Origin of the sequence: Komagataeibacter swingsii, assembly GCF_003207895.1 — a bacterium.
GTDB classification, from domain to species: domain Bacteria; phylum Pseudomonadota; class Alphaproteobacteria; order Acetobacterales; family Acetobacteraceae; genus Komagataeibacter; species Komagataeibacter swingsii.
This window is the reverse complement of the sequence record NZ_NKUB01000013.1, coordinates 60,999-73,007: the sequence shown is the minus strand read 5'-3', so window position 1 is coordinate 73,007 and position 12,009 is coordinate 60,999. Positions and strand designations below refer to the sequence as shown.

8 protein-coding genes and 3 pseudogenes are annotated in these 12,009 nt (G+C 49.1%); 4 read left to right on the top strand and 7 right to left on the bottom strand.

Annotated elements, in window-relative coordinates; all coding sequences use genetic code 11:
* A partial coding sequence (locus tag CFR76_RS11295; RefSeq protein ID WP_146222666.1) for a transposase occupies positions 1-207 on the bottom strand: 207 nt, incomplete at its 3' end.
* A 125-nt stretch (positions 208-332) separates the two neighbouring features.
* On the opposite strand from CFR76_RS11295, the pseudogene CFR76_RS11290 reads away from it, so the two are divergent.
* A pseudogene (locus CFR76_RS11290) lies at positions 333-512 on the top strand (transposase); the annotation flags it as partial.
* A gap of 98 nt (positions 513-610) precedes the next feature.
* Here CFR76_RS11290 and CFR76_RS11285 read toward each other — a convergent pair.
* A complete protein-coding gene (locus tag CFR76_RS11285; protein ID WP_146222665.1) occupies positions 611-4,399 on the bottom strand; it encodes a glycosyltransferase in 3,789 nt (1,262 codons plus the stop codon).
* Positions 4,400-4,628: 229 nt separating this feature from the next.
* On the opposite strand from CFR76_RS11285, the pseudogene CFR76_RS11280 reads away from it, so the two are divergent.
* A pseudogene (locus tag CFR76_RS11280) lies at positions 4,629-5,217 on the top strand (transposase); the annotation flags it as partial.
* Between the two features lie 73 nt (positions 5,218-5,290).
* On the opposite strand, the gene rfbD reads toward CFR76_RS11280, so the two are convergent.
* Genes rfbD through rfbB form a run of 4 tightly spaced genes read right to left on the bottom strand, consistent with a single transcriptional unit; the run spans position 5,291 to position 8,737 of the window.
* Complete coding sequence (gene rfbD / locus CFR76_RS11275) at positions 5,291-6,178, bottom strand: dTDP-4-dehydrorhamnose reductase (RefSeq protein WP_110557120.1); 888 nt, start codon at positions 6,176-6,178, stop codon at positions 5,291-5,293.
* Positions 6,179-6,191: 13 nt separating this feature from the next.
* Positions 6,192-6,749 carry a dTDP-4-dehydrorhamnose 3,5-epimerase gene (rfbC, locus tag CFR76_RS11270; RefSeq protein ID WP_110557119.1) on the bottom strand — a complete coding sequence of 186 codons (558 nt, stop codon included), beginning with the start codon at positions 6,747-6,749 and terminating at the stop codon, positions 6,192-6,194.
* Between the two features lie 12 nt (positions 6,750-6,761).
* A complete protein-coding gene (rfbA, locus tag CFR76_RS11265) occupies positions 6,762-7,652 on the bottom strand; it encodes a glucose-1-phosphate thymidylyltransferase RfbA (RefSeq protein ID WP_208623981.1) in 891 nt (296 codons plus the stop codon).
* Positions 7,653-7,681: 29 nt separating this feature from the next.
* Positions 7,682-8,737, bottom strand: a complete 1,056-nt coding sequence (gene rfbB, locus CFR76_RS11260; protein WP_110557117.1) for a dTDP-glucose 4,6-dehydratase — start codon at positions 8,735-8,737, stop codon at positions 7,682-7,684.
* A gap of 211 nt (positions 8,738-8,948) precedes the next feature.
* On the opposite strand from rfbB, the pseudogene CFR76_RS11255 reads away from it, so the two are divergent.
* Positions 8,949-9,200 (top strand): annotated as a pseudogene (locus tag CFR76_RS11255) (IS5/IS1182 family transposase); the annotation flags it as partial.
* Between the two features lie 344 nt (positions 9,201-9,544).
* A complete protein-coding gene (locus tag CFR76_RS11250; RefSeq protein ID WP_244191897.1) occupies positions 9,545-10,696 on the top strand; it encodes a polysaccharide biosynthesis/export family protein in 1,152 nt (383 codons plus the stop codon).
* Positions 10,697-11,097: 401 nt separating this feature from the next.
* On the opposite strand, the gene CFR76_RS11245 is transcribed toward CFR76_RS11250, so the two are convergent.
* Entirely contained in the window at positions 11,098-11,910 is an 813-nt protein-coding gene (locus tag CFR76_RS11245; RefSeq protein WP_208623980.1) for an ABC transporter permease, read from the bottom strand.
* Positions 11,911-12,009: the final 99 nt, after the last annotated feature.

Below are 12,009 nucleotides of genomic sequence, written 5' to 3'. Positions count from 1 at the left end.
AAGACTGACATGGATCCCATACTGGCGGGCCACTTCACGAATGGAGAGCCCGCTTTCAAACGAGGCTTTTACAACCCGGGAGCGAAAGGCCGGCGTATAGGCCCGGCGGCGTTCCCCCACAATCTCGATTGCTGCATGGTTTCTCCGGGCAGTCGCTGCGACATTCGCTGCGACCGTCTCGTGTTCATTCTCGATAAAATCGTCCATGCACAGAAGAGATATCCGGTCCTATCAGCCTACAAGGCGGCTTCTACCGGATGCTTACGAAACCTACCGGGGCAGCACGGGCCCAGGGGACCGCCCTTGAGGTCGTCAGGTTGCCCGAAGCCAAACGCGGCTTTGTCCTGCTGCCGCGCCGATGGGTCGTTGAACGATCTTTCGCATGGGCAACACGCTGCCGCAGGCTCGTCAAGGATTACGAGCGTTATGCCTCAACCCTCGCAAGTCTCCATGTCATCGCGTTCGCGTGCTTCATGCTAAGAAATGCAGCTATGCTCGCCCAAGGTGCATAACACCCTCTAGACATAAAAACCAGGAACTCCCCCTTTGAGTAGATACAAAAAAGGAGAGTACGACATAATCACAAACAGCAATATAACCATTGTTTTATTTATGGGCTAACAGACCCAAATATTATGTTTTCATATAGGGAGATCAATTCTTCTCCTTGTTCATCTGCAGTTTTTATGACAGCCTGATGAACAGGGGACGATAGATAAACATCTTTGTTCAAATCGATCTTGCGTAATATACTTGATATTCCAGCAGCGCTCGAAACATCTACAATATGCCCGTTCTTCCCTTCCGAGATATTCTCGGATATGGCACCTCTATCAGAGCCTATCACCCAGCAATTGTTAATTAATGCCTCTCTCGTGACCAGACCGAAACTCTCTGGCCATATGGAAGGTGCAACCAAAACATCAATCTGGCGATATATTTCGCCCATATCTTTTTGTTTTACTTTCCCAATTATAGTTACTGGGGTTGTACCCCAAATGCTTTCATAAATATATCCCGACGGTTTTGAATGATCAACCAAAATAATTCGTATATTCTCATAGGAATTATTTTGAACTGCTTCACGAAATAAATGGAATCCCTTGTGTTTTACCATACCACCTATATGAGCAATTCTGACACGACCGTCTTCTGAGGGAATTTTATCAAATACAGAAATGTCAGATACACCATTTTCAATATCTATAACGTTTGGCAGACCACACTGACGATAAATCTTCCCGAAATTCCGTGAAACAGACAGCACGTTTCTCGCCGAGAAAAGGGCAGGTTGGAGTGCTTGCATACGCGAAAAACTATCGCGACCAAACTTATTAAGGACAGAAATAGGATCAAGATAATCATAAAGACAACTTTCGCCAAACTTATCTATTATAAATTGATTGTCCGATATCCACCATCCATCATGTGCCGTTATAATATAAGGTATATCTGCCTTACGCGTTTCATTGACTACAGATAGTGAAAGCCTCTGTATACAATGGAAATGAACAAGATCAGGTTTAAATGTTTCTAAATGATTTTTAAAAATTTCTCCCATTCTTTTATCTTCATATGGATACAATACCTCACCGGCAACAGAGCGCGTAACGCCCGTTACCCGAATGCCTTCATTACAGTAAGTGTTAACCTTGTAATCTATTTCGGCTTCATCAATAGCAGTGAAAACTTCTATTTCGAATTTATCTCCATAATTTTTATTTATATATTTCACATTGTCATGAACTACACGGGTAGCCCCACCAATCATTTGCGGCGCATAAAAGACGTTTACAATTAATACTTTTTTTCTATTTTCATTCCTAATTTGACACGGAATACTATCAAAAATATTTCTTAAGTTTTCTCCCATTTTTTCTATTGTATAATTTTTACGGATATAATCCTGGGCGACCAGTCCTACTCGCCTGCGAAGATCTGCGTCCTTTACCAATGCCTCCAGGGCCTGCACCCAGTCGGCTACGGTGTCACACATAAAACCGCTTCTACCTTCTTCAATAACTTCTTCATACGTAGCTGTTCTGCTTACGACTGAAGGAATCCCAAACAAAGCAGCCTCGATCCATTTTATCTCACTCTTGCAGTCGACATTCAGCGAAGGCTTTAAGATGGCAACATTGATGTCACATGCTCTCATAATGGACCAATATCCATGGATATCCCATACGGGTTCCAGCAAAGTTAAGTTGGCACCAGCAGCTTTCCTGAATGTATCTGATATTGGCAACCATCCCATAAGGACAAACTTGACTTTTTCTCCAAACTTATTTGCCAGTTCCAACAGGGCAGGTTCCAGAATTTCAACAAAATCTTGTTTATGAGCCTTGGTGCCTGAACCATAAAAAATGGTTACAGGGAAATTTTCACGTTTGATCTGTTGATATTCGATATAGCGTTCGTGATCGGAACCCAAACCGTTGCGATGTACATAAACTATACCCTTTTGAACAAAGGGTTTCATCTCACGCGCAAGTGTAGGTGTAGAGGCTATACCATAATCGCACATACTCATCGCTCGTGCGAAGAGTGGTACCCCCATAGCCAACATATTGTAGGTTGCACGATCAATCTGGCCAGCATAACTTTCAAAAGAGCCAGGATAATCTTTTCTTAAAAATAAAAGATCATCTATCTCATAAAACGTGACTAGGCCGGCGCGTCTAGCTCCCATTATCGCAGGCACGATATTAGGCAGGGGCGCAAGTCTATAAAAAATAACAGCATCAAATTTATCTATGCTCGATAAAAATTTATCTAAATCCTTATTCGAATCAAATACCTCGGCCTCAAAGCCTGCGCTTTTCAACTGCTCGAGCTTTTGGTCAACCCTGTAAAATTTACACTGTTTTAGGTCTAGGAGACTATAAAGAGCTACTGACTTTATTTTTTTATGACTACTGAAGCTTTCATCTATTATCTCAGAAACAGATTTGCAATATTCATCTATAATATCTTGGCCTTCAGAAATGCGATCTATACTGGATAAAGATTCATAGTCTTTAACGCTTTGTATGAAAAAATCATCTATTATTTTATTTCTTTTTTCTCTTATCATAGGATATTGCGGATATGCAATGGAAGCCTTGGTAATTAAATCATAAGCATCTTTGTACCGCCTCATGCGGGCATAAGCGCCGGCGAGATTCTGCAAAACCCATCTATCTTCTTTGTTTGATGCAATTATTTTTTCATAACACCAAGAGGCGTTTAAATATCTTTCCAGATCATAATATCTGTCGCCTAAAGATTGTATGGCTTCATAGTCATCTGGCAGCCATGTCAAGATATGCTCTAATATGGAAACAGATAACTCAAGATTGCCCTTTATACGCGCTCTATCGGCAATGGATTTATATAGTTGTGCAGTTTTTTCATTAGGGACCAGAACAGCTGTAGTTTCCAAGAAACCGCCACTTATGAAATCTTTAATAATTTCAGATTTATTGCATTCATCAGGAAAGCTGCCCTTACATTCTTTGAAAAAATTATAATCTATCGAATTCAGAAAAAGATCTGTTTCAAAATTTTCTTTTGAAAGAATTGATATTGTTTCGTTTGGTGCTTGCTTGTGTTTGATACCAAAATTTATCCAATATCGATAAAGATCAGCATCACTTATTCTAAATAAAGTTCTATAATTTTCTTCATAAAATTCCTTATCAAATGCCATTTCAGCATTTATGGGTGAAATTTTATCTATTCCGTATAATATAAAATGAATTATGCACAAATAATTTAAATCATATTCATAATTTTTACCTATGTCGAGCGAATCAAAATAATATTTTCCATCAAATAGATGCACAAAATCTTTTGTCAGATGATTGACATACAGCACTTCATCCAGACTGGAAAATTTTTTGTTCTTTATTATATTATTAAATCTTGATCCAAATAATTTTATATTTTTTTCATTGTATATTTTCTGTTGAAACTCCTCATCTTGAATAAATTTTGGAGGTTGGGGTAAATGATGAAGATTATATCCTAAAGCATGCAATTCTTTTTCTGCCGATGAATCGCTTGAACCCAGCTTGACCGCATGCGCAAAAGCTAAAGCAGCACGATCAGTCAACCCCTGCGACTTGAGGCCACGTCCCAATTGAAGATAAATGTCATATGTGTCATCTAGCCTCGCAGCACGCTCATAGGCTAATACGGCTTCATTAATAAAACCGCTCTCTTTAAGAGCATGTCCATATTGGACTAAAACTTTACTATTATTCGGAAAATAATTAAGGAATTTCCGATATTTCTCTACTGCCAGTTTCCAATCTTGTTGTCGAGCAGACTTCCGTGCTTCAGAAAGAAATATAGAATTAAGCTGCTTATTTTCCATATTAACCACAGCTTTTAGTGCTTCACCCAACCTCGACACGCGACAATCTCCAGAAAAAAATATCTTTCTTCTATTTTATATGATTTATGAAAAAAAGTAAATACTGTATGTCAATTTTCACGAAGAACCGGCCCGAGTTTTCATTGAGCATTGATCCCACCAGATGCTATTTCAGGCCCAGCACTACTTTGGCAGACAATTCGGAATAAGGATTCCCAACGGGTGCGATCAGTGATTCATGGCGGGCCATCTGCAGTAGGATCTGGCGATGAACAACGGCTGGCGATCGGATCTGGAAGTATGGCTTGCGTCATTTCTGGCCGCCCTAGGTCACAAAGCGCAGAGGGCGATGTGTCCGGCTTACACTGCAGGCCTGATCGGACCTGGTTAGCGCGGGAGCATCCAGCCCATGGCTGCACGCAGTGGCGATATCCCTCATGACCGGTTGCATCATTTCGTCAGTGCCGGTGTGTGGGACAGTGCGCTACCTGAGGCTACTCTGCGGCGTCATAGTGACCATCTGGTGGGCGGCACGCGTTCATGGCTGATCATCAAGGATACCTCCCTTCCCAAAAAGGGCGAACATTCTGTTGGCGTGGCGCCCCAATATGCCTCGACTCTGGGCAGGAAAGCAAATCGTCAGACACCGGAGAAGGCTATCGAAGAGATTGATCGCCCATGTGCCGCAGGTGTCCGTTCTGGCTGTGGTCGTCTTGCGGATGCAGGTTATGGCCTGTCTGCCCCGTTCCTTCATTCAGGCCCTGAGCGCGCGGAACCTGCGCTGGACAGTCGGGATACCACGTCATCAGAAAGTCTATTCCGCCGATGTAGAACTCGTGTTTCCGGCCAGCAAACGCTGGCCCATCCCGGACGCATCCGGCACAGGCCGCAGCCAGGACATTACAAGCAAGATCCCGGTCCGACAGACGACTAAGGCTTTTGCGGGACCATGATCTCCTTGACGGTACGGGCGACGCTGTCCTGCCAGTGGGGCAATTTTACACCAAAGACTTTTTCAAGCTTCGCGCCATCAAGACGTGAATCCTTCGGGCGCTTGGCAGGGGTCGGCCAGTCCTGCGTGCGGATGGCAGTCACTTCCGGCATGGGCTGCCCGGCCTTGGCAGCTTCCTGCAGGGCCGTCACGGCGAGGTCGTGCCAGGTTGCCTCGCCAGAACCGGTTGCATGGTACACACCGGCATACCCATCCTGCCAACCTTGCTGCAGCTTTTCGATAATGGCCAGAATACCCTCAGCCAGATCGTCCGAACTGGTCGGATTGCCAGATTGGTCACCCACCACCTTCAGTTGCGGATTCTTGGCGCCTGCATTCAGCATGGTACGCACGAAATTCTTGCCATGGGGGGAATAGACCCAAGCCGTACGCAGTACTATGGTCCTGGGGTTTTCCGCCAGAACGGCTTGCTCGCCTGCCGCCTTGGTATGGCCATACACGGTCTGGGGAGAGATGGGATCCGTTTCCGTATATGGGGTCCCCTTGTCACCAGCATACACATAATCCGTCGATACGTGAATAAGCGGTATGTCATGCCGCGCACAGGCACGTGCCAGTTCGGCAGGACCTGTTTCATTGGCGCGTGTCGCGCCATCCACTTCGCTTTCCGCCAGATCCACGGCCGTCCATGCCGCCGCGTTGACAACAAGGGACGGTTTGTACCGGTCAATAGTGGCCGCAATGGTCGCAGGTCTGTCAAAGTCGAATTCAGGCCGTCCGACGACAATGACACGCTGACCACCCAGTTTCGCCAGAGACTGCGCAAGCTGCCCACGTCCACCCGTGACAAGAATAGAACCGCCCATGTTGATACCCCCCTTATACGCTGAACCAGCCTTTGGCTTCGGCAAAACCGGGCGCAACCTGATCCTTGTCGGACAGGATGGCCGTGGCAGGGTCAACAGGCCATGCGATATCAAGTTCCGGACAGTTCCAACGCACTGCCCGTTCCGATGCCTTGTCATACAGATCCGTGCATTTGTACTGCACTTCCGTATTTTCAGCCAGGGTCACGAAACCATGCAGGAAACCCGGCGGGATCCATAGCTGCGACCAGTTTTCTTCCGAAAGTTCGGCCGCCACCCATTTGCCATAGGTCGACGACCCGGTGCGGGCGTCAACCGCCACATCCCAGATCGCGCCCTTCGTGCAGCGGACCAGCTTGCCCTGCACATGCGGCGCAATCTGGCAATGCAATCCCCGGACAACGCCTTTCTGCCGCGACAGACTCTGGTTATCCTGAACGAACGGAAGGGCGATTCCTGCGTCCTTCATGCGTTCCTGATTATAGGTTTCCGAAAAGAAACCGCGGTTGTCACCAAAGCGCGGGGGCATGACCAGAATGACGTCCGGTATTTCGAGGCGTTCGACTTTCATGGAAACCTTGTTCTATTTGCCAGAGGGATGGTGTCGGACAGGTTCGGCCAGTTCAAGCAACATGCGCCCCAGTTCGGTCTTGGCCATTTTCAGCGCCTGCGCCTTGAGGGTTTCACGATCAATGTAACCCATACGGAACGCGACTTCGAGCGGAGATCCAACCAGCATGCCCTGGCGGGACTGGACGGTCTGCACGAAGCTGGCTGCCTGCATCAGGCTGTCGGGCATGCCCGCATCCAGCCATGCGCAGCCACGACTGAGCCGATCGACCCTGAGGGTGCCCTCTTCCAGATAGATCCTGTTGAGGTCGGTTATTTCCAGTTCCCCACGCGGACTGGGCTTTACCCGTTTCGCGAATTCCGTCACCCGGTGATCGTAGAAATACAGGCCGGTCACGGCCCAGTTCGATTCAGGATGCTGCGGTTTTTCAACAATGCTCAGCGCCCGGCCGGCATCATTGAATGACACCACACCATAGCGTTCGGGATCGCGGACCTGATAGGCGAACACCGTCGCCCCTTCCGGCCGCACCGCCGCCGCGCGCAGCAGGACGCTGAGGTGATCGGCAAAAATCAGGTTATCACCCAGCACCAGCGCACATGGCGCGCCGTCTATCCAGTCTTCCCCGATCAGGAAGGCCTGCGCCAGACCATCGGGAGAAGGCTGGACACGATAGGTGAATTTGACCCCGAACTGGGACCCGTCCCCCAGCAGGCGCTTGAACTGCGCCATATCCTGCGGCGTCGTGATGATAAGGATGTCGCGAATACCCGCCAGCATTAATGTCGTCAGCGGATAATAGATCATCGGCTTGTCATAGACCGGCAGCAACTGCTTGGATGTGGCGATCGTCATCGGGTACAGGCGCGTGCCCGATCCACCTGCCAGCAGGATGCCCTTCATGGGCCGGGGTTGTGTGACAGGAACAATGGTCATGCCTGTGTCCCCAATCTCTGACCGGTATAGCGCTGTGCACGGATGCCCTGCCACCATGCCCGGTTATCCAGGTACCATTGAACGGTACGCCGGATGCCGGTCTCGAAATCATGCCGGGCTTTCCAGCCCAGCGCCTGCTCGGCATGGCCTGGATCAATCTCGTAGCGGAAATCATGGCCCGGACGATCCGTGACGAAACGGATCAGACGCTCACGCGGTCCCTTGGGATCGGGAACCAGTTCGTCAAGCACCGCGCATATCGTCTTGACAACCTGCAGATTGGTGCGGGGCTGGCGGGCGCCGATTGCGTACGTCTCGCCGGGCTGACCATGTTCGATGGCCTTGACAAGGGCTTCAGCATGATCCTCGACAAACAGCCAGTCACGGATATTCTCGCCCTTGCCGTAAACGGGCAGTTCCTTGCCTTCGATCGCATTGATGGTGACAAGCGGGACAAGCTTTTCGGGGAAATGCCAGATCCCGTAATTATTCGTCGTGTTGGTCACAAAGGTCGGCATCCCATAGGTATGATGCCATGCACGGACAATATGGTCCGATGCCGCCTTGGACGCGGAATAGGGGCTGCGGGGATCGTAGGGAGTGGTTTCCGTAAATGGTGGATCGGTGGGGCCAAGATGGCCGAACACTTCATCCGTGGAAATATGATGGAAGCGGAACGCCTTCTGTCGCGCGCTGTCCAGCCCGCGCCAGTATTGATGGGCGGCTTCCAGCAATGAATAGGTTCCGGTCACATTGGTCTGTATGAATGCGCCGGGACCATCAATGGACCGGTCCACATGGCTTTCCGCCGCAAGGTGCATGACGGCGTCGGGTTGATACGTTTCAAACAGCTGCCGCATCGCCGCACCATCCACGATATTGGCGGCCACATGGCGATAGCGGCTGTCAGCCGCCACGTCCGCCACGCTGTCCCTGGAAGCGGCATAGGTCATGCAATCGACATTCACGACGCTGTGGCCGGTATGGCGTATAAGATGCCGCACAACGGCAGAACCTATGAAGCCGCATCCACCGCTCAACAATATCTGCATCGCATTCCCATTAAAATTTAAATAATTAATTATATCATGCGATTAAAAGAATACCAGAAACTGATTCATTTACAACCATTCATCCGATACCCCTTTGGCAAGGCGGACACCGCGATGATCGTTCATCTGCCCACCCGCCAGAATCATGGTAACGGGGCCTTCCGGACCGTCACAGACAGCATCAGTCTTCGCATTCAGGATGCGACAGACGAGCGCGGGACTGGCTTATGTCGACCTGGGTTTATACAGGCGAAAAGTCGGCCGAGGCAGCATGGGCACAGGGAATTGCCTTGAGGTCGTCAGATTGCCCGAAGCCAGACCTGGCTTCGTCCTGCCGCCGCGCCGATGGGATGTCGAGCGATCTTTCGCATGGGCCATACGTTGCCGCAGGCTTGTCAAGGATTACGGGCGTTATGCTTCAACGCCCGAAAATCTCCATGTCATTGCGTTCACATGCTTCATGCCCGGAAACGCCGCCATGGCTTGCACAAAGTGCATAACACCCTCTAGAACCGTTTTCCTGTTGCGCACTGAGTCAAACTGTATGGATTCTGATGATCGGATCAATATGTATATGGTCAGCCAAAATGCAAACTGATAAATGAAGCAGCACGCTATTCCCATCTTCCATATTGACGGCATGCTGGATGCCTGCGTTTAGAATTTCCCCCTTTTTGCTCTCTGCTTTCCCCCATAACTTCCATGTACGGTGTTACATTGACAATTTCCTATCGCCCGAAAGATTTGACCCCGATGCAACGTCGCGTGGGCAGGGGACAGTGTCTGGTTGCGATCGGGGGAATGCTCATGCTGCTGACCGGATGCAACGCCCTGCCAGATAGCGGCCCCACGGAAGCGCAAGTCAATCATACCCAGCGTGATCCGAAAAAGAATACCGTCGGCTATGGAATTGTGCAGATCAGTCTTGACCTGATTACGTTGCTGGAGAGCGAATCCCCCGCATTGTTCACCAGTCTGGATGCGGATAACACGCCCCGCAATCCAGGCAAGAATGATACGGTCGGCCCCGGGGATATCCTGCAGGTTTCCATATATGAAGTCGGGAGCGCCCTGTTCAGTCCCACAAACGCCGGCATGGCCGCGGCCAGTGGCGGCGTGAATATTCCCGGCGCATCCACAGCCAGCACCCTCCCACCCCTGAATGTGGATGGCGCCGGCAATATCCGTATGCCTTTCGTCGGGTCCATGCATGTCACCGGCATGACGACGACCCAGGTCGCACAGGCCATTCGGACCCAGTTGAAGCAGAAATCCCAATCACCGCAGGTCGTAGTCCGGATCGTATCCGACATCGCCAATTCCGTTATGGTCTATGGCGGCGTCAGACACCCAAGCCGCATTCCCCTGACCCCCAATCGGGAACACATTCTGGATGTCATCGCCCTGGCGGGCGGGGAAGAACATTCGAATGAGTCGGACGAGGACTACATCGTTCGCCTGACGCGCAATGACCGGATTGCGGAAATGCCACTCAAGGTCATCGAAAACGAACCGGCCCAGAATATCGTCATGCAACCGGGCGACCGGGTACAGCTCACGTTCCAGCCACGCAATTTTTCGGTGCTGGGCGCAAGTGGCCAGGTCACCGAAACCCAGTTCACGACACCGACGCTGACACTGGCCGAGGCCATTTCCCGCGTAGGCGGCCCACTGGATTCACGCGCGGACCCCAATGCCGTATATCTTTTCCGCTACGAAAATGCCGATATCCTTCGTCGTCTTGGCATGCCCATTGACGAAAATGCGACAACAGGACCTGTTGTTTATCAATTGGATATGATGAATCCAAACGGCTATTTCCTTGCTGAGAAATTCATGATGCGAAATGGCGATCTTATTTATATCGCCAATTCCAGCAGTAATAAATTTTATAAGTTCATGAACCTGATCACGACGATTTTGTCTCCTGGCACATCCATGGGTGGGATCGCCAAGTAAACAGACGGGATTTTCATTCACTTCATGATTCTGTCTTGAAAATCGCATTGATGATGTTTCAGGGTGGCCCATTACCCGCTTCAGGCCGCAACCGGAAGCCAGTGGCTTCCGGTTCATTCCGATCCGTAACCGGCGGCTTTCTGATGGAACCACAGGCATACGAGCCATTTTCCATTCCGGGCCATTCATAAGACCCGCCCGATGCCGGTTCAAAAGACCAGATGCATGAGAGGTTAATCCCACAGGCGGCTGTATCGATAGCCAAAGCACCAGGGTTCCCCATGCAAAGGATCGGGGCCATGGGGAACCTCATGAAGCGCCTAATAATTTACTCCTGAATTCCTAAATCTTGCTCAGGATATTACAAATAAATACGGGTCAATTTCCTAATATTAATTATATTACTGGACAAGTATATATTTTCTGACATTAAGCGTCAAATAGAGTCCCACAACAAGAAGGAAAACATTTATCCCACAACAATAGAGTATATCATAATGTGCATGCGCATTTATCCCAAACTGCCCCTCGCGTATCATTTCGATGTTATCCACGCTTGGGGAGAGCATCATATACCAGCGATATTTTTGCGGTATCCAGTCGACCATTGTAAATGCGCCTGTAAATGGCAAACTTAGATAACTAAAAACACTCATTAATTTTTCAACAATCTCCGACATCTCACTCAGGGAAGCGAAAATCATGGACATTGACGTGCAGAATATTGTCTGAAAAAGCAACCCCAGATACAGAATTCCATAATACTGTGGTGGCTTCATAAATCCCAAGAAAACAGCACCGCATACAACAAAAATTCCAGCCATGATCGTGCCTATTATTTCAAGGCTCGATCGCGCAACAATAATCGTAATCGGCGTGACCTGACGATGAAACAATAGGCTACCATTGGCTTCAAACGCCTTGACTGACTGGCCCAAACAGTGCCGCCACATCGTTAGCGGCACATAACCCGTCACCACGATGGCCGTCATGGGCAGGCCATGTTCATGGGAAGGCCGTATCATTGTCCAGAGGATCGCAACACCTGCGCAGAACAGGATAGGTTCCCCCAAAACCCATAGAAATCCAATATTTTCACGGCCATATCGCGTATGGATCTCACGCATCATCAGGGCGTAAATGACACGAAACAAACAACCAAAGTCGACTGCAAGCCCCTTAAGGGTACTGCCAAAGGTGCTAACCGTTCTCATTTAATGATGCACTCTCGTCTGCGTCTCATCCTCATATCTCCTCCTTCATAGCCGCTATATCCTGAAAGGGCATTACAAATCGACTAATCGGACCGATAG